General features: G+C 74.8%; 24 protein-coding genes. 21 read left to right on the plus strand and 3 right to left on the minus strand.

Features of this window, described 5'->3' with window-relative positions; translation table 11 throughout:
* The first annotated feature begins 7 nt into the window (after positions 1-7).
* The 3 genes from thrC (at position 8) to rho (ending at position 4,522) form a co-directional block, all read left to right on the plus strand.
* The gene (thrC, locus tag ATM99_RS10930) at positions 8-1,099 is read left to right on the plus strand and encodes a threonine synthase (RefSeq protein WP_062102951.1); all 1,092 of its coding nucleotides are present in this window, start codon (positions 8-10) and stop codon (positions 1,097-1,099) included.
* A gap of 5 nt (positions 1,100-1,104) precedes the next feature.
* Positions 1,105-2,106: a homoserine kinase gene (gene thrB / locus ATM99_RS10935; protein ID WP_062102952.1), complete on the plus strand. Its 1,002-nt coding sequence runs from the start codon at positions 1,105-1,107 to the stop codon at positions 2,104-2,106.
* 343 nt (positions 2,107-2,449) lie between these two features.
* Entirely contained in the window at positions 2,450-4,522 is a 2,073-nt protein-coding gene (rho, locus tag ATM99_RS10940; RefSeq protein WP_062102972.1) for a transcription termination factor Rho, read from the plus strand.
* 83 nt (positions 4,523-4,605) lie between these two features.
* On the opposite strand, the gene ATM99_RS10945 is transcribed toward rho, so the two are convergent.
* On the minus strand, positions 4,606-5,061 hold the full coding sequence (locus ATM99_RS10945; RefSeq protein ID WP_062102953.1) for a hypothetical protein: 456 nt from the start codon (positions 5,059-5,061) through the stop codon (positions 4,606-4,608).
* Between the two features lie 128 nt (positions 5,062-5,189).
* On the opposite strand from ATM99_RS10945, the gene ATM99_RS10950 reads away from it, so the two are divergent.
* The 18 genes from ATM99_RS10950 (at position 5,190) to ATM99_RS11035 (ending at position 19,594) form a co-directional block, all read left to right on the plus strand.
* The gene (locus ATM99_RS10950) at positions 5,190-5,918 is read left to right on the plus strand and encodes a hypothetical protein (protein WP_062102954.1); all 729 of its coding nucleotides are present in this window, start codon (positions 5,190-5,192) and stop codon (positions 5,916-5,918) included.
* A 133-nt stretch (positions 5,919-6,051) separates the two neighbouring features.
* Entirely contained in the window at positions 6,052-6,267 is a 216-nt protein-coding gene (rpmE, locus tag ATM99_RS10955) for a 50S ribosomal protein L31 (RefSeq protein WP_062102955.1), read from the plus strand.
* 110 nt (positions 6,268-6,377) lie between these two features.
* Positions 6,378-7,466, plus strand: a complete 1,089-nt coding sequence (gene prfA, locus ATM99_RS10960) for a peptide chain release factor 1 (protein WP_062102956.1) — start codon at positions 6,378-6,380, stop codon at positions 7,464-7,466.
* Positions 7,463-8,380 (plus strand): peptide chain release factor N(5)-glutamine methyltransferase, encoded by a 918-nt coding sequence (gene prmC / locus ATM99_RS10965; RefSeq protein WP_062102957.1) that lies wholly within the window; start codon positions 7,463-7,465, stop codon positions 8,378-8,380. The genes prfA and prmC overlap by 4 nt, the downstream gene beginning before the upstream one ends.
* Positions 8,377-9,123: an L-threonylcarbamoyladenylate synthase gene (locus tag ATM99_RS10970; RefSeq protein ID WP_062102958.1), complete on the plus strand. Its 747-nt coding sequence runs from the start codon at positions 8,377-8,379 to the stop codon at positions 9,121-9,123. The genes prmC and ATM99_RS10970 overlap by 4 nt, the downstream gene beginning before the upstream one ends.
* Complete coding sequence (locus ATM99_RS10975) at positions 9,120-10,259, plus strand: MraY family glycosyltransferase (protein ID WP_062102959.1); 1,140 nt, start codon at positions 9,120-9,122, stop codon at positions 10,257-10,259. The genes ATM99_RS10970 and ATM99_RS10975 overlap by 4 nt, the downstream gene beginning before the upstream one ends.
* A 22-nt stretch (positions 10,260-10,281) precedes the next feature.
* Positions 10,282-10,782: a hypothetical protein gene (locus ATM99_RS10980; protein WP_062102960.1), complete on the plus strand. Its 501-nt coding sequence runs from the start codon at positions 10,282-10,284 to the stop codon at positions 10,780-10,782.
* 183 nt (positions 10,783-10,965) lie between these two features.
* Positions 10,966-11,685, plus strand: a complete 720-nt coding sequence (gene atpB / locus ATM99_RS10985) for a F0F1 ATP synthase subunit A (RefSeq protein WP_223305001.1) — start codon at positions 10,966-10,968, stop codon at positions 11,683-11,685.
* A 100-nt stretch (positions 11,686-11,785) separates the two neighbouring features.
* The gene (gene atpE / locus ATM99_RS10990; protein ID WP_304438274.1) at positions 11,786-12,004 is read left to right on the plus strand and encodes an ATP synthase F0 subunit C; all 219 of its coding nucleotides are present in this window, start codon (positions 11,786-11,788) and stop codon (positions 12,002-12,004) included.
* 4 nt (positions 12,005-12,008) lie between these two features.
* Complete coding sequence (locus tag ATM99_RS10995; protein WP_062102962.1) at positions 12,009-12,593, plus strand: F0F1 ATP synthase subunit B; 585 nt, start codon at positions 12,009-12,011, stop codon at positions 12,591-12,593.
* Complete coding sequence (locus ATM99_RS11000) at positions 12,593-13,408, plus strand: F0F1 ATP synthase subunit delta (protein WP_062102963.1); 816 nt, start codon at positions 12,593-12,595, stop codon at positions 13,406-13,408. The genes ATM99_RS10995 and ATM99_RS11000 overlap by 1 nt, the downstream gene beginning before the upstream one ends.
* Before the next feature lie 61 nt (positions 13,409-13,469).
* Positions 13,470-15,098 (plus strand): F0F1 ATP synthase subunit alpha, encoded by a 1,629-nt coding sequence (gene atpA / locus ATM99_RS11005; protein WP_062102964.1) that lies wholly within the window; start codon positions 13,470-13,472, stop codon positions 15,096-15,098.
* A gap of 2 nt (positions 15,099-15,100) precedes the next feature.
* Positions 15,101-15,997: a F0F1 ATP synthase subunit gamma gene (locus ATM99_RS11010; RefSeq protein WP_062102965.1), complete on the plus strand. Its 897-nt coding sequence runs from the start codon at positions 15,101-15,103 to the stop codon at positions 15,995-15,997.
* Positions 15,998-16,064: 67 nt separating this feature from the next.
* The gene (atpD, locus tag ATM99_RS11015; RefSeq protein WP_062102966.1) at positions 16,065-17,546 is read left to right on the plus strand and encodes a F0F1 ATP synthase subunit beta; all 1,482 of its coding nucleotides are present in this window, start codon (positions 16,065-16,067) and stop codon (positions 17,544-17,546) included.
* Between the two features lie 44 nt (positions 17,547-17,590).
* Positions 17,591-17,878, plus strand: a complete 288-nt coding sequence (locus ATM99_RS11020) for a F0F1 ATP synthase subunit epsilon (protein WP_062102967.1) — start codon at positions 17,591-17,593, stop codon at positions 17,876-17,878.
* 25 nt (positions 17,879-17,903) lie between these two features.
* Positions 17,904-18,338: a DUF2550 family protein gene (locus ATM99_RS11025; protein ID WP_150118253.1), complete on the plus strand. Its 435-nt coding sequence runs from the start codon at positions 17,904-17,906 to the stop codon at positions 18,336-18,338.
* Positions 18,339-18,366: 28 nt separating this feature from the next.
* Positions 18,367-19,062 carry an endonuclease NucS gene (gene nucS, locus ATM99_RS11030; RefSeq protein WP_062102969.1) on the plus strand — a complete coding sequence of 232 codons (696 nt, stop codon included), beginning with the start codon at positions 18,367-18,369 and terminating at the stop codon, positions 19,060-19,062.
* 88 nt (positions 19,063-19,150) lie between these two features.
* Entirely contained in the window at positions 19,151-19,594 is a 444-nt protein-coding gene (locus ATM99_RS11035) for a hypothetical protein (RefSeq protein WP_062102970.1), read from the plus strand.
* A gap of 12 nt (positions 19,595-19,606) precedes the next feature.
* Here ATM99_RS11035 and ATM99_RS11040 read toward each other — a convergent pair whose 3' ends face one another.
* Both ATM99_RS11040 and ATM99_RS11045 read right to left on the minus strand, forming a co-directional pair.
* On the minus strand, positions 19,607-20,896 hold the full coding sequence (locus tag ATM99_RS11040; protein WP_062102971.1) for an N-acetylglucosamine-6-phosphate deacetylase: 1,290 nt from the start codon (positions 20,894-20,896) through the stop codon (positions 19,607-19,609).
* A 298-nt stretch (positions 20,897-21,194) separates the two neighbouring features.
* Positions 21,195-24,016, minus strand: a 2,822-nt coding sequence (locus tag ATM99_RS11045) for a beta-glucosidase (protein ID WP_223305003.1), incomplete at its 5' end; no start/stop codon positions are given.

A 24,016-nucleotide genomic window follows, 5' to 3' on the forward strand; every position in this document is an offset into this window, starting at 1 on the left:
CGAACCCATGGCCCACCAGTGGCGCGGCGTCATCGCCGAGTACGCCGACCGTCTGCCCGCGCACGTCCAGGAGCGCGTCGTCACGCTGGGCGAGGGCGGCACGCCGCTTGTGCCCGCCCCGGCGCTGTCGGCGCTCACGGGTGCCGACGTGCACGTCAAGGTCGAGGGCATGAACCCGACCGGGTCGTTCAAGGACCGCGGCATGACGACGGCGATCTCGGCGGCCGCCGCGCGCGGCGCGCGCGCGGTCGTGTGCGCGTCGACGGGCAACACGTCGGCGTCGGCCGCGGCGTACGCGACGCGCGCGGGCATGGTCTGCGCGGTGCTCGTGCCGGACGGCAAGATCGCGATGGGCAAGCTCAGCCAGGCCGTCGCGCACGGCGCGCGCCTGCTGCAGGTCGACGGCAACTTCGACGACTGCCTGGTCGCGGCGCGCAAGCTCGCCGAGGCGTACCCGGTCGAGCTCGTGAACTCGGTGAACCCCGACCGCATCGAGGGCCAGAAGACCGGTGCGTTCGAGGTCGTCGACGCGCTCGGCGACGCGCCCGACATCCACTGCCTGCCCGTCGGCAACGCCGGCAACATCACGGCCTACTGGCAGGGCTACCGCGAGTACGCGGGCCTCGACGCCGGGGCCGCGCTGCCCGCCGTCGCGACCCGGACGCCCGCCATGTGGGGCTTCCAGGCCGCGGGTGCCGCGCCCATCGTGCTCGGGCACCCCGTCGACCACCCCGAGACCGTCGCGACCGCGATCCGCATCGGCAACCCCGCGTCGTGGCGGCAGGCCGAGGACGCGCGCGACGTGTCCGGCGGCGTCATCGAGTCCGTCACCGACGAGCAGATCCTCGCGGCGCACCGCGTGCTGTCCGCCGACGTCGGCGTGTTCGTCGAGCCCGCGTCCGCGGCCGGTGTCGCCGGGCTGCTCGCGCGCGCCGAGCGCGGTCTCGTGCCGGCCGGGGCGCGCGTCGTCGTGACGGTCACGGGCCACGGCCTGAAGGACCCGCAGTGGGCGCTGCGCACGGCCGACGGCTCGGAGGTGCAGCCCGTCCGCGTGCAGGCCGACGTCGTGTCGATCGCCGACGCGCTCGAGATGGCCTGACCGCCGTGCGGCTGCGCACCGCGCACGTGCGGGTCCGGGTGCCCGCGACGTCGGCCAACCTCGGCCCGGGCTTCGACGCGCTCGGCATCGCGCTCGGCCTGCACGACGAGCTCGACGTGCGCGCGCTCGGCACGTCCGACGTGCGGGTCGACGTGACGGGGGAGGGTGCCGGCGAGGTCCCGACCGACGAGACCCACCTCGTGGTGCGCGCCCTGCGCGCCGCGCTCGACCACGTCGGCGCGCCGCAGACCGGGCTGCACCTGGTGTGCCGCAACCGCGTCCCGCACGGCCGGGGCCTGGGGTCGTCGGCCGCCGCCGTGGTCGCGGGGATCCTCGCGGCGCGTGGCCTGGTCGCCGACCCCGACGCGCTCGACGACGACGTCGCGCTCGCGCTCGCCACGCAGCTGGAGGGCCACCCCGACAACGCGGCGCCCGCGCTGCTCGGCGGGCTGACCGTCGCGTGGTCCGACGAGGGCGTCCCGACCGCCGGGAGCGGCGTGCTTCCCGCCGTGCGTGCCGCGCGGCTCGCGGTGCACGACGACCTCGCGCCCGTCGCGATCGTGCCGCCGGGGCACCTCTCGACCCACGCCGCGCGCGGCGTGCTGCCCGGGCAGGTCCCGCACGCCGACGCCGCGTGGCAGGCCGGGCGGTCGGCGCTGCTGGTCGAGGCGCTCGGGCGCCGTCCCGACCTGCTGCTCGCCGCGACCGGGGACCGGCTCCACCAGGAGTACCGCCGCGCGGTCATGCCCGCGTCGCTCGCGCTGGTCGACGCGCTGCGTGCCCGCGGCGTCGCGGCCGTCGTCTCGGGTGCCGGGCCGACGGTGCTCGCGCTCGCGCGGCGCGTGCCCGCGGGCTCGTCCGGGCCCGCGGGCACGGGTGACGCGCACCCCGCGACGGACGCGGACGCCGCGATCGCCGACGCGTTCGGCGGCGTCATGGCCGGCTGGCGCGTGCTCCCGCTGCCCGTCGACGCCGCCGGGGGCACGGTCACCGTCCCGCTCGACTGACCGGTCGCCGGGGCTGCCTGCGGCCGCGGGTGAAGCCGCCCGACCCGCCTCGGGCGCCGGACCCGCGGTGCTAGGCTGTCGAGCGTTCCCCGGACCTCGTCCTCCGGCCCCCTGCGGATCCGATCGTTGACCTCGTCGACGGACGCCCGAGGTCTGCACCTCGCGCTCACCCGCGGACACCGCCGGGTGGCCACCCGAGTCGACGACGAGGGGAACATCCCGCCCGCGTGAGCACACGTCGTCGTACGCAGCACGCGTGGTCACGCTCCACCTGGTCGCCGACCGGGTGACGGCCCTGCCCCGGAGGTTCCGGGAGGGCCCCGACGAGGGGGAAGGATCCTTCGTGACAGACACCATCGACGCCGCCGCGAGCGGCTCGGTCTCGAGCACCATCGCCGCCATGAAGCTGCCCGAGCTCCAGGCGCTCGCCGCGCAGCTCGGCGTCAAGGGCACGAGCAAGATGCGCAAGGGCGACCTCGTGCAGGCGATCTCCGCCGCGCGCGGCGGCGAGCGGCCGCAGGCGCTCGAGACGCGTAGCGCGCCGCGCCGGGCGCGTGCCGTCGTCGACGAGCCCGCGCAGGCGCCCGTCGAGGCCGCCGCGCCCGCCGTGCGGAGCGCCGCGCCGGTCGAGACCCGTCCGCAGGACGAGCCCGCCGAGCCCCGCCGCGCACGCACCGCGCCGCGGGCCGCCGGCCAGGACGCGCTCGCGGGCCTCGAGGCAGCGCTCGACGCGCGCCTCGCGCCGCACGAGGAGCGCGACGACCGCGCCGCGCGCGCGGTCGACGCCGTCGCCGCCGTGACCGGCGAGCGCCGCTCGCGCCGCGCGGGTCGCGGTGCCGGGGCCCCGGCCGCGGCCGAGCCCGACGCGACGCAGGACGGCGAGCAGGGTGGCGAGCGCCGCGCGCGCGAGCGCCAGGGCGGCGAGCGCCGTCGCGGCGAGCGGGCCCAAGGCGAGCGGGCTCAGGGCGAGCGGGCGACGGGCGAGCGCGCCGGGGCCGAGCCCCGCCAGGGCGACCAGCGCCCGGCCGAGCAGCGCGACGACGAGCGCCCGGTCGACGAGCGTCGTCAGGGCAACCGCGCCGCCGCGTCGCTGGACGACGCGCAGGACGACGACGAGCGCGGCGGCCGCCGCCGGCGCTCGCGCGACCGCTACCGCGACCGGGACCGCAAGCGCGGCCGCGGCCGCACGGGTGACCTGGGTGGCCTCGACGAGGTCGAGGTCGCCGAGGACGACGTGCTGCTGCCCGTCGCGGGCATCCTCGACGTGCTCGACTCGTACGCGTTCGTGCGGACCACGGGCTACCTGCCCGGCCCGAACGACGTGTACGTCTCGCTGAACCAGGTCAAGCGCAACGGCCTGCGCCGCGGCGACGCGATCACGGGTGCCGTGCGGCAGCCGCGCGAGGGCGAGCAGCCCGCGCCGGGCGGGCGGCCCAGCAAGTTCAATGCGCTGGTGCGGCTCGACACGGTCAACGGCCTGTCGCCCGACGAGGCGCGCCAGCGTCCCGAGTTCTCCAAGCTCACGCCCCTGTACCCGCAGGAGCGCCTGCGCCTGGAGACCGAGCCGGGTCGCCTGACGCCGCGCGTGATCGACATCGTCGCACCCATCGGCAAGGGCCAGCGCGGCCTGATCGTCGCGCCGCCCAAGGCCGGCAAGACGATCATCATGCAGCACATCGCGAACGCGATCACCGCGAACAACCCCGAGGTCCACCTCATGGTCGTGCTCGTCGACGAGCGCCCCGAGGAGGTCACGGACATGGAGCGGACGGTCAAGGGCGAGGTCATCGCCTCGACGTTCGACCGCCCCGCGTCGGACCACACGGTCGTCGCCGAGCTCGCGATCGAGCGCGCCAAGCGCCTGGTCGAGCTGGGCCAGGACGTCGTGGTGCTGCTCGACTCGCTGACCCGCCTGTCGCGCGCCTACAACCTCGCGGCGCCCGCCTCGGGTCGCATCCTGTCCGGCGGCGTGGACGCGTCCGCGCTGTACCCGCCCAAGAAGTTCTTCGGCGCCGCGCGCAACATCGAGAACGGCGGCTCCCTCACGATCCTCGCCTCGGCGCTGGTCGAGACGGGCTCGAAGATGGACGAGGTCATCTTCGAGGAGTTCAAGGGCACCGGGAACATGGAGCTGCGCCTGTCGCGCAGCCTCGCCGACAAGCGGATCTTCCCCGCCGTCGACGTCAACGCGTCCGGCACGCGCCGCGAGGAGGTCCTCATGAGCGGCGACGAGCTGAAGATCATCTACAAGCTGCGTCGCGTGCTCGGCGGGCTGGACCAGCAGCAGGCGATCGAGCTGCTGCTGGGCAAGCTGCGCGAGACCCGGTCGAACGTCGAGTTCCTGCTGCAGGTCCAGAAGACGACGCCGGGGCACAACGGCCCCGCGATCGAGGACGGCGTCGGCAAGGTCGTCTGATCGGCTCGACCCGCGCGGCTCCGCCGACTCCGACGGCCCGCACCCCTCGAGGTGCGGGCCGTCGGTGCGTCGGGCGGGACGTGCTAGAGGCTCATCCAGCAGTACAGCTGCTGGTCCGCGGCGGCCGCTCGCCGCGCGAGCGCCACGAGGTCGGCGACGAACGGGTGCAGGTCGTCACCGGTCGCGCCGGCGAGCTCCTCGGCGGTGGCCCACCGCGCCGCCACCGCCGGTGCGAGGGCGTCGTCCAGCGAGGCGAGCGCGTCGCGGCTCGACGCCGGCAGCTCGACGACCCAGGCGTCGGCGGACCCGGCGGCCTCCTCGTCCGGCCACACCAGCGACGGGTCCTCGTCGTGGTCCTCCCCGGTGATCGCCGAGATCAGCGAGCCGAGCACGACGACGGGCTCGATGCCCTTCGCCTCGACGCCGTCGACCGGGGGGAGACCCGGCAGGGGTGTGAGCGGACCCGCGCCCTCGCGGGAGCCGAGCACGCGCGCCGCGTCCTGGTCCGCGGCGCGGAAGTAGTCGGTGAGCAGGCCCATGCGTGTCCTCCGGTGATCCGGTCGCCGCGGTCGCGACGGCCCCGTGCATGCTGCCACGTGCGGGGCGCCGCAGCGGTCCGGTCGGCAGGTCCCACGCGCGCGCGCCGCGCGGGGTGGACGATGCGCGCATGGACGTCTGGACCGAGCGGGTGGCCGCGGCGTGCGCCGCGGGCGAGCCTGCCGTGACCGAGCTGCTGACCACCCACTCCGGGCTGCCGGGCCCGCGGGCGAACCTCGCGCTGCTCGCGGCGTTCGGCGACGTCGCGCCGACGGACCTCGTGGTGCGCCTGGCCGACGACGACGACGAGTACCTGCGCAGCTGCGGCACGGCCGCGCTCGGGCGGCTGCTGCTGGACCACGCGCGTGCCGCGAGTCCGGCGTCGGCAGCCGCCGGTGCGTGGCGCGCGACGCTCGACGCCCGCGCGTCCGACGCGTCGTGGCGCGTGCGCGAGGCCGCGGCGATGGCCGGGCAGCGTCTGGGCGCGGGGGAGCCGGCGGCGCTGGTGGCCCTCGCCGACGCGTGGCTGCGCACCGGTGACCCGCTGCCGGCGCGGGCCGCCGTGGCGGCGCTGTGCGAGCCCGCCCTGCTGCGTGCGCCCGCGCTGCGGGTCGCCGCGCTCGACGTGTGCGCGCGGGCGACCGACCTGCTGCGGTCGGTGCCGGCGGCGTCGCGGCGCGAGAGCGACGTGCGCACGCTGCGGCAGGCGCTCGGGTACGCGTGGTCGGTGGCGGTCGCCGCGGACCCCGACGCCGGGCTGCCGGCCTTCGCGGCGCTCGAGCGCGATCCGGACGCCGACGTGGCGTGGCTGGTCCGGGAGAACCGGAAGAAGAAGCGGCTCGCGGCGTTGCTGGTCTGAGAGGGCGTGCGCCGGCACGCCCGGGAAGATTTCTGCCGCGCGCGCGGTTCTGGCACAATGGTTCGCTGGTCTGCGGTTCACCGGCGCGGCACGCGCGTCCGGACCCGGGGACACCCCCACCAAGGAGAGTTCAGTGAAGTCTGGCATCCACCCGGAGTACGTGGTCACCGAGGTCACGTGCACCTGCGGCAACACCTTCGTGACGCGCTCGACCGTGACCGACGGCAAGATCCACGCCGACGTCTGCAGCGCCTGCCACCCGTTCTACACGGGCAAGCAGAAGATCCTCGACACCGGTGGCCGCGTGGCCCGGTTCGAGGCGCGCTACGGCAAGAAGAGCGCCAACTAGCACCCCTGCAGCGCCGGTGCGCACGCGGACGACGGCCCTCCATGGTCGTGCCCGCGGCGCACCGGCGCTGTTGCTTTGCGCCGGTCCGGTGACTCGTGGGAGGACAGCAGGTGGAGCAGCTCGACGCCGTCGAGGCGGCACTCGCCGAGCACGCGCAGATCGAGCGTGAGCTGTCCGACCCGGCGGTCCACGCCGACGCGGGCCGCGCGCGCCGCCTCGGGCGGCGCTACGCCGAGCTGGGGCGCGTCGTGCAGGCGTACCGTGCGTGGCGCACGGCCGCCGACGACGCGCAGGCCGCCGTCGAGCTCGCGGACGAGGACGCCGCGTTCGCCGCGGAGCTGCCCGCGCTGCGCGCCGCGGCCGACGAGGCCGCCGAGCGCCTGCGCCGGGTCCTGGTCCCGCGCGACCCCGACGACGCGCGCGACGTGATCCTCGAGATCAAGGCCGGCGAAGGCGGTGAGGAGTCCGCGCTGTTCGCGGGCGACCTGCTGCGCATGTACACGCGGTACGCCGAGCGGCAGGGCTGGGCCGTGCAGGTGCTCGACGAGACCGGGTCCGACCTCGGCGGCGTCAAGGACGTGCAGGTCGCGATCAAGGCGCGCGGCACGACGGCCCCCGAGGACGGGGTGTGGGCGCACCTGAAGTACGAGGGCGGCGTGCACCGTGTGCAGCGCGTGCCGGTCACCGAGTCCCAGGGTCGCATCCACACGTCGGCCGCCGGCGTCATGGTCTTCCCAGAGGCCGACGACGAGGGCGACGTCGAGATCGACCAGAACGATCTGCGGATCGACGTCTACCGCTCGTCCGGTCCGGGTGGTCAGTCGGTGAACACCACGGACTCGGCCGTGCGGATCACGCACCTGCCGACGGGCATCGTCGTGTCGATGCAGAACGAGAAGTCGCAGCTGCAGAACCGTGAGCAGGCCCTCCGCGTGCTGCGGGCGCGGCTGCTGGCCGCCCGGCAGGAGGAGGCGGCCGCCGCGGCGAGCGAGGCGCGCCGTTCGCAGGTGCGCACGGTCGACCGCTCGGAGCGCATCCGCACGTACAACTTCCCCGAGAACCGCATCGCCGACCACCGCACGGGGTACAAGGCCTACAACCTCGACCAGGTGCTCGACGGCGACCTGGGGCCGGTCGTGGCGTCGGCGGTCGAGGCGGACGAGGCCGCGCAGCTGGCCGCCGCGGGCGGTGCCGCGTGACCGACGTCGTCCGCCCGGCCCCCGGTCTGCGCGCGTACGTCGACGGCGCGACCGCGGTGCTCGCGGAGGCCGGGGTGGCCTCGCCCCGGCACGACGCGCTCGCGCTGGCGGCGTACGCGCTGGGCCTGCCGCGCGTCGAGCTCGTGCTGCCGCCGCCGCTGCCCGACGGGTTCGCCGCCGAGCTCGCCGGGCTCGTCGAGCGCCGCCGCGCACGTGAGCCGCTGCAGCACATCCTCGGGTCCACGGTCTTCCGCTACGTGACGCTGCGCGTCGAGCCGGGCGTCTTCGTGCCCCGGCCCGAGACCGAGACGGTCGCGCAGCTCGCGATCGACGAGGCGGCGGCGCTCGCGGCGCGTGGCGCGCGCCCGCTGGTCGTCGACCTGTGCACGGGCACCGGTGCGATCGCGGTCGCGGTCGACACCGAGGTGCCGGCGAGCCGCGTCGTGGCCGTGGACCTGTCCGACGCGGCCGTCGGGCTGGCGCGGGCCAACGCGGGGGCGGTCGGCACCGCCGACCTGCGCGTCGAGCAGGGCGACGTGCGCGACCCCGCGCTGCTGGCCGAGCTGGACGGCACGGTCGACGTGCTCGTGTCCAACCCGCCGTACATCCCGCCCGACGCGGTGCCGCTCGACCCCGAGGTGCGCGACCACGACCCCGACCTCGCGCTGTACGGCGGGGGAGCCGACGGGCTCGACGTGCCCCGCGCGGTGATCGTCGCCGCGGCCCGCCTGCTGACCGACGGCGGTCTGCTCGTCATGGAGCACGCCGAGGTCCAGGGCGAGGCCGCGCGCGCCGCGGCGGCGGCGACCGGCGCGTTCACCGACGTCCGCACGCTGCCCGACCTCACCGGGCGCGAGCGCACGCTCGTCGCACGGCGGGTCGCACGGCCGCCCGTGGGAGACTCGCCCGCGTGAGCCTCATCCGCATCAAGGACGCGACCGACCCGGCGACCTGGGGCCCCGCGATCGACGAGGCCGTGAACGCGGTCGGTCGCGGCGAGCTCGTGGTGCTGCCCACCGACACCGTGTACGGCATCGGCGCCGACGCGTTCGCGCCGCGCGCCGTCCAGGCGCTGCTCGACGCCAAGGGTCGCGGTCGGCAGATGCCGCCGCCCGTGCTGATCCCCGACGTGCGCACGCTCGACGGCCTCGCGACCGACGTCCCCGACGGCGTCCGCGCGCTCGCCGAGGCGTTCTGGCCCGGCGGCCTGACGATCATCGTGCGCGCGCAGCCGTCGCTCGCGTGGGACCTGGGCGAGACGCACGGCACGGTCGCGCTGCGGATGCCCGACCACCCCGTCGCGCTCGCGCTGCTGCGACGCACGGGCCCGCTCGCCGTCTCGAGCGCCAACCTCACGGGCCGGCCCGCGGCGACGACCGCGGCCGAGGCGTACCGCCAGCTCGGCGCCAAGGTCCCGGTCTTCCTCGACGGCGGCGAGGCGCCCGGCGGCGTCGCGTCCACGATCGTCGACGCGACGGGGGACGTGCTGCGCATCGTCCGGCTGGGTGCCCTCGACGTCGCGACGCTCGCGGCCGTCGCGCCCGTCATGGCGCCCGCCCCGCCCGCGCCGGCACCCGCCGGCGACGCGGCCGAGAGCGACGCGGCGCACGACGACGCGGCCGCGGACGGCCCGACCTCCGGGACCGCCGCGCCGTGAGGGTCTACCTGCTCGTCGCGGTGGTCGCCGCGGTCGTCACGTATCTCACGACGCCGCTGGCCCGCTGGTGCGCGCTGCGGTGGGGGGCGATCACCGCGGTGCGCGACCGTGACGTGCACGCGATCCCGACGCCGCGCCTCGGCGGCATGGCGATGTTCGTCGGGCTGCTCGTGGCCCTGCTCCTGGGCTCGCGGCTGCCGTTCCTCGAACCCGTGTACGCCAACCCGCGCCCGATCTTCGGGATCGTCGGCGGTGCGGCCATCGTGTGCGCGCTCGGTGTGGCCGACGACATCTGGGACCTCGACTGGCTGACGAAGCTCATGGGGCAGGTGCTCGCGGCGGGGTTCCTGGCCTGGCAGGGCGTGCTGCTCTACCAGCTGCCGGTCGCCGACAACGTGATCAGCGGCTCGGCTCGCTCGGCCGTGTTCCTCACGGTCGTGTCGGTCGTGGTCGCGATGAACGCGGTGAACTTCGTCGACGGGCTCGACGGCCTCGCGGCGGGTGTGCTCGCGATCGGCGGCTCCGCGTTCTTCCTCTACGCCTACCTGCTCACGGTGGGTACGGGGCGCGACGACTACTCGAACCTCGCGACGCTCGTGGTGGCCGCGCTCGTCGGCGTGTGCGTCGGTTTCCTGCCGCACAACTTCTACCCCGCGCGGATCTTCATGGGTGACTCGGGGTCGATGCTGCTGGGCTTCGTCATCGCGGCCGCGGCCATCGTGGTCACGGGCCAGATCGACTTCGCGGCCGTGGTCGACCGCGTGCGGTTCCCCGCCTACGTGCCGATCCTGCTGCCCGTCGCGGTGCTCGTGCTGCCGCTGCTCGACATGGGCCTGGCGATCGTGCGGCGCCTGCTCAGCGGCAAGAGCCCGTTCCACCCCGACCGCCTGCACCTGCACCACCGGCTGCTCGCGCTCGGCCACAGCCACCGCCGCGCGGTGGCGATCATGTACGTGTGGACCGGCGTCCTGGCGTTCGGCGTCGCGGCGCTGGCCGTGCTCTCGACCACGACGGTCCTGGTCGTGACGGGCCTCGGTGTGGTGATCGCGACGATCTTGACGCTCGGCCCGTTGCGCGGGTCGCGACGCGACGCCCACCACGCCCCCGACGACGCCCCGAGCGTCGTCGGGTCCTGACCCCGACCGAAGGAGACCTCCCGTGACGGACCCGGCCGGACCCCTGGCGCCCGAGGCGCAGGCGGCGATCCGCACCGTCCTGAGCCGCGCGCTGCGCGACCTGTTCGTCCTGCTCGCCGTCCTGCTGGTGCTGGGCGTCGCGGCGGGCGCGATGATCTCGGGCGCGCGGGGCGTGTGGGGCGCCGTGCTCGGCGCCGCGATCGCGCTCGCGTTCTCCGGCACCACGATCTGGTCGATGCTCCGCACGGTCCGCTCGGGGCTCGGGCAGATGTCCGCGCTCGTGATGGGCGCGTGGCTCGCGAAGGTCGTGCTGCTGGTGGTCGTCCTCGCGGTCCTGCGCGGCCTGGAGTTCTACGACCCGCGCGTGCTGGTGGTCGTCCTGACGCTCGGCGTCGTGGGGTCGGCGTTCGCCGACTACCGGGCCGTCCAGGCCAGCCGGACACCGTACGTCGTGCCGTCGGCGGGGCGTCGGGACGAAGAGCCCAGATCGGCGGACGCCGGTCCGGATCAGGCCGATCGATAGGTTAGGCTTCCACCGAATCCACGACGTCCACGTGCTACGGAGCGCTCGCATCGACGCGCGCGTCGGCAGTCATCACGACCACAGGAGTCCGCTCTGTCCAGCCTCTCGACGATCCTCCCGTTCGCCGCGTCGCAGGACGGCGGGTTCCATGCGCCGACGATCGCCGAGTTCTTCCCGCCCACCGTGCTGTTCGAGGGGACGGTGTTCGAGCTCAACCGGATCATCCTGATCCGGATCCTCGCGACGCTGGTCCTGGTCACGCTGTTCTGGATCGCCGCCAGCCGTGCCCGCCTCGTGCCGAACCGTGGCCAGAACGTGGCGGAGATGGCCCTCGACTTCGTGCGGGTCAACATCGCCGAGGACATCATCGGCAAGGACACCGCGCGCCGGTTCGTCCCGCTGCTGACGACCATCTTCTTCGCGGTGCTCGCGGCGAACATCACGGGCGTCGTGCCCGGCCTCAACATCGCGAGCTCGTCGCTCATCGGCTTCCCGCTGGTGATGGCGGTGATCTCGTTCGTCGCCTTCATCGTCGTGGGCGTCAAGGCGCACGGCGCCGTCGGCTACCTGCGCACGACCCTGTTCCCGTCGGGCGTGCCGTGGCCGGTGTACATCATCCTCACGCCGATCGAGCTCATCTCGACCTTCATCCTGCGGCCGGCGACGCTCACGATCCGTCTGCTGGTCAACATGGTGGCCGGGCACCTGCTGCTCGTGCTGTGCTTCGGCGCGACCCACTACCTCTTCTTCGAGGCGGCGGGTGCGCTCAAGGCGGTCGGTGCCGTCACGCTCGCGGCCGGCTTCGCCTTCACGCTCTTCGAGATCTTCATCGCGGCGCTGCAGGCGTACATCTTCACGCTGCTCAGCGCGGTGTACATCAGCATCTCGCAGGAGTCGCACTGACCACGTCGTAGTCCTCGTCGACGGCCCACCGGGTCGTCGTCACGACCGTCGGAGGAACCGGACGAGGGTCCGGCCCCGCCAACCGGAAGGAAGAACACTCGTGGACGTCACGGGCATCACGGGCAACATCGCAACGATCGGCTTCGGCCTGGCCGCGCTCGGCCCCGGCATCGGCCTGGGCATCATGGTCGCCAAGACGCAGGAGGCCACGGCGCGTCAGCCCGAGGTCGCCGGTCTGCTGCGCACCAACATGTTCATCGCGCTGGCCGCCATCGAGGCCCTCGGTCTGATCGGCTTCGCCGCCGGCTTCGTCTTCTGATCCGATGATCGCGACGACTGCCGTCCTGGCGGCCGAGGGAGGGGAGCAGTCCATCCTCTTCCCGGCGGACTACGACATCCTGTGGTCGGCGGTGTGCGCGCTGGTCATCGGCCTGGTCTTCTGGAAGAAGGTCCTCCCGGTCTTCACGCGCATCCTCGACGAGCGCACCGAGCTCATCGAGGGTGGGCTCAAGCGTGCGGAGGTCGCCCAGGAGGAGGCCGCCGCGCTCATCGAGCAGTACAAGGCGCAGCTCGACGACGCCCGTGCCGAGGCGGCGCGGGTCCGTGAGGAGGCGCGTGCCGAGGGGCAGGCGATCCTCGCGGAGCTGCGGGCCAAGGCCCAGGCCGACGCCGAGCGCATCGTGGAGACCGCGCACCGGCAGATCGAGGCCGAGCGTCAGTCCGCCGCGATCTCGCTGCGCGCCGACGTCGGCACGCTGGCCACGGACCTCGCCGCACGGATCCTGGGCGAGTCCCTCTCCGAGGACGCGCGCGCGTCGCGCGTCGTCGACCGCTTCCTCGACGAGCTCGACGGCCAGCTCGGCGCGTCGGCCGACGAGGCGGACGCGGACCGCGTGAAGGGACGCTGATGCGAGGCACGAGCCAGCAGGCGCTGACGGACGCGGAGGACCGGTTCGAGCCGGTCCTCACCGCCGCGGGTGCCGACGCCGCGACGCTGGGCGACCAGCTGTTCGCCGTCGTCGACCTCCTCGACGGCAACGCGTCGCTGCGGCGTGCGCTGACCGACCCGGGAGCGACCGGCGAGGCGAAGGCGCGTCTCATCGGCGACGTCTTGACGGGCCGCACCGACGGGCGGGTCGTCGACCTGGTCGCCGGCATGGTCCGTGCGCGCTGGGCCGGCGAGCGCGATCTGCCGGACGCGCTCGAGCTGCTCGGGACCGACGCGGTCCTCGCGGCGGCGCAGGCCGCCGGCGAGCTCGAGCGCGTCGAGGACGAGCTGTTCCGGGTCGACCGGCTGCTCGCCGCGAACCGCGAGGTGCGGCAGGCGCTCGGCGACCGGACGGCCGACGTGGCTCGCCGCACGGCCCTCGTGCGGGACCTGCTCGGCACCAAGGCCACGGCCACGACGCTCACGCTCGTGACGCGCGCGGTCGCCGCGCCGCGGGGCCGGTCGCTCACGGCCGCGGTCCTCGACCTCGGTCGCGTGGCGGCGGCTCGCCGCCGCCGGCTCGTGGCACAGGTGACGGCCGCCGTGGCCCTCACGCAGGCGCAGCGCGACCGCGTGGCGCAGCTCCTCGAGCGGCGCTATGGCCGGCCCGTGCAGCTCAACGTCTTCGTCGACCCCACGACCCTGGGCGGTCTGCGGATCCAGGTCGACGCCGACGTGATCGACGCGACCGTGCGCGCACGGCTGGACGACGCCCGCCGCCGGCTCGCCGGCTGACGACCCCACGACTCATCCACCGCCGGTCCGCACCGGGCGGACACGACAGGAGTAACCGCTGATGTCTGAGCTGACGATCCGGCCGGAGGAGATCCGCGCCGCGCTGGACAGCTTCGTCAAGTCCTACGAGCCCGCCGACGCGGTCGCCGAGGAGGTCGGGCGCGTCACGCTCGCCGCCGACGGCATCGCGCAGGTCGAGGGCCTGCCCGGGGCGATGGCGAACGAGCTGCTGCGCTTCGAGGACGGCACGCTGGGCCTCGCGCTCAACCTCGACGTGCGCGAGATCGGTGTCGTCGTGCTCGGCGAGTTCGCCGGCATCGAGGAGGGCCAGGAGGTCCGCCGCACGGGCGAGGTGCTGTCGGTCGCCGTCGGTGACGGCTACCTCGGCCGCGTCGTCGACCCGCTCGGCAACCCGATCGACGGCCTGGGCGACGTCGCCACCGAGGCCCGCCGCGCGCTCGAGCTGCAGGCCCCCGGCGTCATGGCCCGCAAGTCGGTCCACGAGCCGCTGCAGACCGGCCTCAAGGCCATCGACTCGATGATCCCGATCGGCCGCGGCCAGCGACAGCTGATCATCGGTGACCGCCAGACCGGCAAGACGGCGATCGCGATCGACACGATCATCAACCAGAAGGCCAACTGGGAGTCGGGCGACCCGACCAAGCAGGTGCGCTGCATCTACGTCGCCATCGGCCAGAAGGGCTCGACCATCGCCTCGGTGCGCGGCGCCCTCGAGGAGGCCGGTGCGCTCGAGTACACGACGATCGTCGCGGCCCCGGCGTCCGACCCGGCCGGCTTCAAGTACCTCGCGCCGTACACGGGCTCGGCCATCGGCCAGCACTGGATGTACCAGGGCAAGCACGTCCTCATCGTGTTCGACGACCTGTCGAAGCAGGCCGAGGCGTACCGCGCCGTGTCGCTGCTGCTGCGTCGCCCGCCGGGCCGCGAGGCGTACCCCGGCGACGTCTTCTACCTGCACTCCCGCCTGCTCGAGCGCTGCGCGAAGCTCTCGGACGAGCTGGGCGCGGGCTCGATGACGGGCCTGCCGGTCATCGAGACCAAGGCCAACGACGTGTCGGCGTACATCCCGACCAACGTCATCTCGATCACCGACGGCCAGATCTTCCTGCAGTCGGACCTCTTCAACGCCGATCAGCGCCCGGCCGTCGACGTCGGCATCTCGGTGTCCCGCGTCGGTGGCGCCGCGCAGGTCAAGGCGATGAAGCAGGTCTCCGGCACGCTGAAGCTGGACCTCGCGCAGTACCGCTCGCTCGAGGCGTTCGCGATGTTCGCGTCCGACCTCGACGCCGCGTCGCGCGCGCAGCTGACCCGTGGTGCGCGCCTCATGGAGCTGCTCAAGCAGGGCCAGTACTCGCCGTACCCGATCGAGGACCAGGTCGCGTCGATCTGGGCCGGCACCAAGGGCCGACTGGACGACGTGCCGCTCGAGGACATCAAGCGGTTCGAGTCCGAGCTCCTCGAGCACCTGCGCCGCAAGACCGACGTCCTGTCGACCATCGCGGAGACGGGCAAGCTCGACGAGGCCACCGAGAAGGCGCTCGGCGACGCGATCGACGACTTCCGCAACGGCTTCATCACGTTCGACGGCAGCGCGCTGGTCGGCGACGCCGAGGAGGACGAGCACGTCGAGGTCGAGCAGGAGCAGATCGTCCGCCAGAAGCGGGCCTGAGCATGGCCGGACAGCAGCGCGTCTACAAGGCGCGGATCAAGAGCACCCAGTCGCTCAAGAAGATGTTCCGCGCCCAGGAGCTCATCGCGGCCTCGCGCATCGGCAAGGCGCGCGACCGGGTCGCGATGGCCACGCCGTACGCGCGGGCGATCACGCGCGCCGTCTCGGCCGTCGCGACGCACTCCGACGTGTCCCACCCGTTCCTCGTGGAGCGCACGGACACGCAGCGCGCCGCGGTGCTGCTCATCGCCTCGGACCGCGGCATGGCGGGCGCCTACTCGGCGAGCGTCATCCGGGAGACCGAGCGGCTCGTGCAGCGGCTTGAGAGCGAGGGCAAGCAGGTCGCGCTCTACGTGTCGGGCCGCCGGGCGGTCGCCTACTACACGTTCCGTCAGCGCGAGCTGGCGGGGCAGTGGTCCGGCTTCTCGGACTCGCCGACCCCGGAGGTCGCCGACGAGATCGCGAACGAGCTGCTCGACGCGTTCCGCGCGGCGCCCGAGGAGGGCGGCGTGAGCGAGGTCCACGTGGTCTTCACGCAGTTCGTCAACATGGTGACGCAGCGTCCGCGCGTCGTCCGGCTGCTGCCGCTCGAGGTCGTCGAGGGTGTCGCACCGGTCGGCGAGAGCGACGCGTTGCCGCTCTACGAGTTCGAGCCGAGCCCGGCCGAGGTGCTCGACGCGCTGCTGCCGCGGTACGTCCGCACGCGCATCTACGCGAACCTGCTGCAGGCCTCGGCCTCCGAGCTCGCGGCACGGCAGCGGGCCATGCACACGGCGACCGAGAACGCCGAGGACCTCATCCGCACCTACACGCGACTCGCGAACCAGGCGCGGCAGAGCGAGATCACCCAGGAGATCAGCGAGATCGTGTCGGGCGCCGACGCGCTCGCGTCCTCCTGACCACCGACAGCACGACACCGACCCCAGCCGGGCACCGCACCGCCCGGACGAGCGAAGCGAGGCAGACATGACCGCCACCACCGTCGACGCGACGGCCGCGAACGCCGGCACGCCCGGCGTCGGCCGGGTCGCGCGGGTCATCGGGCCCGTCGTGGACATCGAGTTCCCGCCGGACCAGATCCCCGAGATCTACAACGCGCTCGAGGTCGACATCGACCTCTCCGCGCAGGGCGAGGGCGAGGGCGCCTTCACCATGACGCTCGAGGTCGAGCAGCACCTGGGCGAGTCCCTCGTGCGCGCGATCGCCCTCAAGCCGACCGACGGTCTCGTCCGCGGCGCCCAGGTGCGCGACACGGGTCTGCCGATCTCGGTGCCCGTCGGCGACGTCACCAAGGGCAAGGTCTTCAACGTCACGGGCGAGATCCTCAACCTCGCCGAGGGCGAGAAGGTCGAGATCACCGAGCGCTGGCCGATCCACCGCAAGCCCCCCGCCTTCGACCAGCTCGAGTCGAAGACGCAGATGTTCGAGACCGGCATCAAGGTCATCGACCTGCTCACGCCCTACGTGCAGGGCGGGAAGATCGGCCTGTTCGGCGGCGCTGGCGTCGGCAAGACGGTCCTCATCCAGGAGATGATCCAGCGCGTCGCGCAGGACCACGGCGGTGTCTCGGTGTTCGCGGGCGTCGGGGAGCGCACGCGTGAGGGCAACGACCTCATCGTCGAGATGGAGGAGGCGGGCGTCTTCGACAAGACCGCCCTCGTCTTCGGCCAGATGGACGAGCCGCCGGGCACGCGTCTGCGCGTCGCGCTGTCGGCGCTGACGATGGCGGAGTACTTCCGCGACGTCCAGAAGCAGGACGTGCTGCTGTTCATCGACAACATCTTCCGCTTCACGCAGGCCGGCTCCGAGGTGTCGACGCTGCTCGGCCGCATGCCGTCCGCCGTCGGCTACCAGCCGAACCTCGCCGACGAGATGGGTCAGCTGCAGGAGCGCATCACCTCGACGCGCGGCCACTCGATCACGTCGCTGCAGGCGATCTACGTGCCCGCCGACGACTACACCGACCCGGCGCCGGCCACGACGTTCGCGCACCTCGACGCGACGACCGAGCTCAGCCGTGAGATCGCGTCGCGCGGTCTGTACCCCGCGGTCGACCCGCTCGCCTCGACGAGCCGCATCCTCGACCCGCGCTACGTGGGCCAGGAGCACTACGACGTCGCGACGCAGGTGAAGTCGATCCTGCAGCGCAACAAGGAGCTCCAGGACATCATCGCGATCCTCGGCGTCGACGAGCTCTCCGAGGAGGACAAGACGATCGTCGCGCGTGCGCGCCGCATCCAGCAGTTCCTCTCGCAGAACACGTACATGGCCGAGAAGTTCACGGGTGTCGTGGGATCGACCGTGCCGGTGTCCGAGACCGTCGAGGCGTTCAAGAAGATCGCCGAGGGCGAGTTCGACCACATCGCCGAGCAGGCGTTCTTCAACATCGGCGGCCTCGAGGACCTCGAGCGCAACTGGGCCCGCATCCAGAAGGAGTACGGCGTCTGACCTGCGGGTCGGACGGCGTACGGCAGGGCTGAGGGAGGAGCACGGTGGCAGAGCTCGAGGTGGACGTCGTCGCCGCGGACGGCAAGGTGTGGTCGGGGACGGCACGTCAGGTGTCGGCCCCGGCCGCGGACGGTGACATCGGCATCCTCGCGGGGCACACGCCGATCCTGTCGGTGCTGCGCGAGGGCCCGGTGCGGATCGTGCCCGCCGGCGGCGGTGCGCCGCTCGCCTGGCACGTCGACGGCGGGTTCCTGTCCGTCGACGACAACCAGGTGACGGTCGTCGTGGACTCGGTGTCCGAGGCGGCGGTGGCCGCCACGGCCGGGCACTGACGCACGTCGGGGTGGGGGTCGCGACGTGAGCCGGGAGATGCTGGCGGTCGTCGCGGTGCTGCTCGTCCTCGTGTTCGCGCTCGCCGCGCTGTGGTTCTCGCGCACGCGCGCCCTCGCGCGACGGGTCGGCTCGTTCTCGTGCCGGCTGACGGAGCCCCGCGACCCACGGTCCGCCCGCGGGGTCGCGCAGTACGGCGCCACGCGCCTGTACTGGTGGCGTCGGCTCTCGGTCGTCCCGCGTCCCGCGCGCACGTGGTCCCGCTACGGGCTGGTGGTGCTGGAGAAGGTCGTGCTGCCGCCCGTCCCGGGACGGCCGCAGGCCGTCGTCGCGCGGTGCCGGGTGGTCGCCGCCGCGGGCGGCGCCCCGCACGAGATCAGCCTGCAGATGTCCGCCGAGGCGTACGCCGGGTTCACGTCGTGGATCGAGGCGACGCCGTCGCGCGTCGGGACGATCATCTGATCCCGGTGCGACCAGAGGAAGGAAGCGCATGCGCTTGGTCGTCGCGGAGTGCGCGGCCCGCTACACCGGTCGGCTCTCGGCGCACCTGCCGCGCGCCCGCCGGCTGCTCGTGGTCAAGGCCGACGGGTCCGTCCTGCTGCACTCGGACGGCGGCTCGTACAAGCCGCTGAACTGGATGAGCCCGCCGTGCACGCTCACGGTCGGCGAGCCGGACGCCGAGCAGGCCGCCGCCGGCGTCACGCAGGTGTGGACGGTGCAGCACACCAAGTCCGACGACCGGCTCGTCATCGACCTGTTCGACGTGCAGCACGACTCGGCGCACGAGCTCGGCGTGGACCCCGGCCTGGTGAAGGACGGCGTCGAGGCCCACCTGCAGGAGCTGCTCGCGGCGCAGATCGCGCTGCTCGGTGCGGGCCACCAGCTGGTGCGTCGCGAGTACCCGACCGCGATCGGCCCCGTCGACATCCTCGCGAAGGCGCCCGAGGGCGGCACGGTCGCGGTCGAGATCAAGCGGCGGGGAGACATCGACGGTGTCGAGCAGCTCACACGCTACCTCGAGCTGCTCAACCGCGACCCGCTGCTCAAGCCCGTGCGCGGCATCTTCGCCGCGCAGGAGATCAAGCCGCAGGCGCGCGTGCTGGCCGCGGACCGCGGGATCACGTGCCTCGTGCTCGACTACGACGCCATGCGCGGCGTCGACGACGTCGACTCGCGGCTGTTCTGAGCGCCGGGACCCGGGCGGCGGTCGTGGGCACGGTGCGGGACGCGACACGCACGCGAGCCGTGCGGCCCGGTGCGGCGGAGGCGCGGAGGTGACGCGGCGCTGGACGGCGCCCGGTGTGCTGGCCGTGCTCGCGGCGGCGGTGACGGTGTGGCTCGTACGGGCGGTCACCCTCGTGACGGTCGACGGGTTCACGGTCGACGCCGTGACGGCGCCGCTGCGCCTGCTGCTGTACGCGGCCGGTCCGGCGGTGCTGTGCGCCGTGCCGGTCGTGCTGCTGGCGCGTGCCGCGTTCGCACGTGGTGGCCAGGGCGTCGCGGTGCACGCCGGTGTCGGGCTCGCGGCCGGCCTCCTGGTCGGGGTCGTCCAGACCGGGGTGCTGCTCTCGACGTGGCCCTGGCTGCTCGACCCTGGTCCGCGGTTCGAGCTCGTCGTGCTGCCGGCGCTGGGCGGGCTGGTCGGGGGCGTCGTCGCCGGCCTGGTGAAGCGGCGCCGCGCGCGCCGAGAGCGCGAGGGTGCCCGACGCCCGGTCTGAGGGCGTCCCGGCTCAGGCCACCCACGCCCCGGCGCGGGCGACGCGCAGCGCCCCGAGGTCGGCGGTCGTGACGACGAGGTCGGCGCGTCGACCGGGCAGCAGCGCGCCGAGGTCGGGGCGCCCGAGGACCTGCGCGGGCGTGGTGGACGCCGCGCGGACCGCCGCGACGAGCGGCACCCCCGCGGCGACGGTCGCGCGGACGACGTCGATCAGGTGCGCGACGCCGCCGGCGATCGCCCCGGGCCGCGGCGGACCGTCGGGCGCCTCGGGGTCGGGCTCGAGCACCCGGGCGACGCCGTCCGCCACGCGCACGGCCACCGGGCCCAGGCGGTAGTCGCCGTCCGGCATGCCCGCGGCCGCCATCGCGTCGGTCACGAGCACGGCCGCGTCGGCGCCGACGAGGTCGACCACGGCACGGACGGTCGCCGGGTCCAGGTGCGTTCCGTCGGCCACCAGCTCGACGACGAGCTCGCCGCGGGCGGCCGCCGCCAGGCACGCCGCGACGGGCCCCGGGTCACGGTGGTGCAGCGGGCGCATGCCGTTGAAGAGGTGGGTCGCGGTGGCGCGCGCCGATCGTGCGCCCGCGGTGGTCGCGAGCAGGTCGAACGCGCGGTCGATCGCGGCGTCGCACGCCTGCGCGCTCGCGTCGGTGTGGCCGATCGACGGCAGCGCGCCGGCCTCGACGAGCGCCCGGAGCACGTCGTCGGCACCCGGCACGCCGTCGGCCGCACCGGCGGCCGGGCCGCCGACCACGCCGGGGACCTCGGGCGCGACGGTCATCGTCACGAGGTGGCCCCGGGCCGCGCGAGCGACCGCGCGGACCAGGCCCGGGTCGCCGGGCACCATGTCCTCGGGGTTCTGCGCGCCGCAGCGGGCGGGCGACAGGAACGGCCCCTCGAGGTGGATGCCGGCGACGACGCCGGCGTCGGCGGCGTCGGCGAGCAGCGCGGTGCGCGCGAGCAGGACGTCGCGGGGGGCGGTGACGAGCGACGCGACCAGCGTCGTGGTGCCGTGGCGCAGGTGCTCGTCGGCGGCGCGGCGCACCTCGTCGGGCGTCGTCGCGTCGGGGAAGCTCGCGCCGCCGCCGCCGTGGCAGTGCAGGTCGACGAGTCCGGGCAGCACGAGCGTGCCGGGCGCGGGCCGCGGCGGGCGGTGCGCCGCCGGCACGTCGGCCGCGTCACCGACCCACGCGATCCGGTCGCCCCGCACGGCGACGGCGGCGTCGGGCAGCACCTCGGCGGGGGTGACGACGTCCCCCCGGACCACGAGCGCACCGGTGAGGTCGGGCAGACCGTTCGTCATGCCCCGATCATCCCGCAGCCGGCCGGCCCGCGTCAGGGCTCCGGCGTCCCGGTTCGGCGCCCGCCGCCCGCACCGCCGCCCGCGCACGCGCCCGCCGCCCGCACCGCCGTCCGCGCACGCGTCCGCCGACGGACACGGTCGCGGCACGACGGACAGGCGCACGCGGCCGTCCGTCGCGCCGTGACGCCGTCCGTCGCCGGGATGGGCCATGGAGGCCGGGGTGCGGGACGGCCGGCGCCGCGCCCACGTGCGCGGGCACGCGGGCGGCGGCGCGCCGTCGCGGGCAGGAGCGTGCGCGTCAGGTGAGACGCAGCGTCGCGAGCCGCGCGGCCCCCGTGAGACGGACCCGCAGGTCCACGACGTCGGGCACGGCCCCGCCCCACGGCACGGCGGCGAGCGTCCAGTCGTGCCGCCCGAGACCGTCGGGCACGTCCAGGAGCGCGAGCCGCGTGCCGGTCGCGGCGGCCACGACCTCGACGCGCGCGGGCCCAGGCCCCGTTCGGGCGACCTCGAGCGCGATCCCGCTCACGCCCTCGACCCGGCAGTCGCGCAGCAGCACCTCACCCGCCGTGCGACCGCGCCGGACCTGCACGCACGTGCCCGCGGCGCGCGTCCGCTCGGACAGGTCGACGCCGACGAGGTCGTCGGCGTCGGCGGCGCGCACGGGCCGGGCGCGCAGGTCGCGCGGCGGCACGGGCTCGCCCGCGACGTCGACCTCCGCGCGCTGCACGAGGGTGGTGCTCGACGGCCCGGCGCCCAGCACGTAGCGGCCCGGCTCGACGACCCACCGGTCGCGGGTCACGTCCCACACCGCGAGGTCCCGGACCGGCACGCGCAGGGCGGCGACGGCGGTGGCGCCCGGGGGCACGACGACCCGCGCGTGCGCGACGAGCCGGTGCGGGTAGGGCAGCCGGTGCCCGGGTGCGTCGACGTACAGCTGGACCAGCTCGTGGGCGGGGCGGGCGCCCCGGTTCTCGACGGTCACGCGTGCGACGAGCGTCGCGTCCTCGTCGACGGCTGCGCGGTCCGCGGCGACGTCGAGCGCCACGTAGCGCACGTCGCCGTACGTGCGGCCGTGCCCCAACCCGTACCGGTGGGGCGTGGGCGAGTACCAGCTCGTGGTGCGCGTGGCGATGAGGTCGTAGTCGAGCAGGTCACCGGCCTGCGCGGCGTCCGTCGGCCACTCCTGCGCGAGCCGCCCGGTGGGCTCGACGTCGCCGAGCAGCACGTCGGCGAGGCCGTGCCCGTGCTCCTGCCCGCCGTGCGACGACCACACGACGGCCGCCGCGGCGTCCGCCTCCGTACCCAGCACGTACGGGTACGACGAGACGACGAGCAGCACGGCGCGCGGGTTCGCGGCGACGGCCGCACGCCACAGCGCGCGCTGGTTCGCGGGCAGCTCCAGGTGCGGGCGGTCCTCGGTCTCGCGCCCGTGCAGGTGGGGGTCGTTGCCGGCCGTCACGACGACGACGTCGGCCGCCGCGGCGGCGCGCGCGACCGCCTCGGTGCCGCTGCGCAGGACCCGGGCCGCGAACCGCTCGGCGTGCGCGGCGTCGGGCGCCTCGGCCACGAGCGTGCCGGCCTCGTCGTGCTGCACGCGCAGCCAGCGGCCCGACCCGACGTGCTGGAGCGACCACGTGCCGTCGTCGTGGCGGTGCGCGCGGAACGACTCCTGGGCGACCCACCCGCCGACGCGCGTCGCGTCGGCGCGCACGACCCACCCGGCGCCGCTCCAGAGGCGGTCGGACGCGACGTCGCGCAGCGTGAGCAGGCCGTCGCCCCAGTCGGTGACGTCGTGCGGGACGACCTCGGTCGCGTCGGCGACGAGCGTGCCGTCGGCCAGCGCGCGGACGCCGCGGCCCGTGGAGGTGGCGGTCAGGGCGACGCGGTCGGCGCCGTCGGCGACGTGCACCCGGTCGGGCCCCAGCGCCTCGGCGAGCGCGGTGCCGAGGCCCACGAGGTAGGGCGGGGTCCCGGAGTACCAGTCGTGCAGCACGCGGTCGGCGTGCGGGCCGACGACGGCGACGGACGCGCCGTGGGGGAGCGGCAGCACGCCGTCGTCCTCCAGCACGACGACCGCGCGGGCGGCGGCCTCCCGCGCGAGCGTCCGGTGCTCGGGCAGGTCGATCGACTCGGGGCCGACGACCCACGGGTCGAGGTCGGGGTCGAGCTCGCCCGTGCGCAGCCGCAGCTCGAGCTGCCTCAGCACGGCGCGGTCGACGTCGGCCTCGGTGAGGAGCCCGCGCTCGAGCGCCGCGGTCACGCGCTCGACGGTGGGCCGGGGGTCGGCGTCGTCGGCCGTGAACGAGTCGACGCCGGCGCGCAGCAGCGCGGCGTGCGACGTGACGTGGTCGTCGTGGTGGCGCTGGAACGTCACGACGTTGCCGGGGGCGGCGGCGTCCGAGACGACGAGCAGCGACGAGTCGCTCCACGAGCGCAGCTCGTCGAGCAACTCGCCGCACAGGTGCGCCGGGCGGCCGTTGACGAGGTTGTACGACGGCATGACGGCCCCGACGACGCCCGCGGAGATCGGGCCGCGGAACGCCGGCAGCTCGTACTCGCGCAGGACCCGCGGGCGCAGCTGCGTGCTGGTGACGGCGCGGTCCGTCTCGTTGTCGTACCCGAGGAAGTGCTTGAGCGTGGGCACGGTGCGCCAGTAGACGGGGTGGTCGCCGCGCAGGCCGCGCGCGTAGGCGGTCGCGAGGTGCGCGGTCACGTGCGGGTCGCTGGACCAGCCCTCCTCGTTGCGGCCCCAGGCGGGGTGGCGCAGCGGGTCGACCACGGGTGCCCACACGTTGAGCGAGACCGTCGGGTCGGCCGCGTGCTTGGCGCGCACCTCGACGCCGACGGCGGCGCCGACGCGTTCGAGCAGGTCGACGTCCCAGGTCGCGGCGAGGCCCACGGGCTGCGGGAACGTGGTGGCGGTGCCGAGCCAGGCGACGCCGTGCAGTGCCTCGGTGCCGGTGCGGAACGCGCCCAGACCGAGCCGCTCGACGGCCGGGGCGTGCTGGTGCAGCAGGGCGATCCGCTCGTCGCGCGTGAGCTCGGCGAGCAGCACGGCGGCGCGTTCCTCGACCGGCAGCGCGGGGTCGCGCCACCGCGGCGTCCCGGGGTCGGGCG

Origin of the sequence: Cellulomonas sp. B6, from assembly GCF_001462455.1 — a bacterium.
Taxonomy (GTDB): Bacteria; Actinomycetota; Actinomycetes; order Actinomycetales; family Cellulomonadaceae; genus Cellulomonas.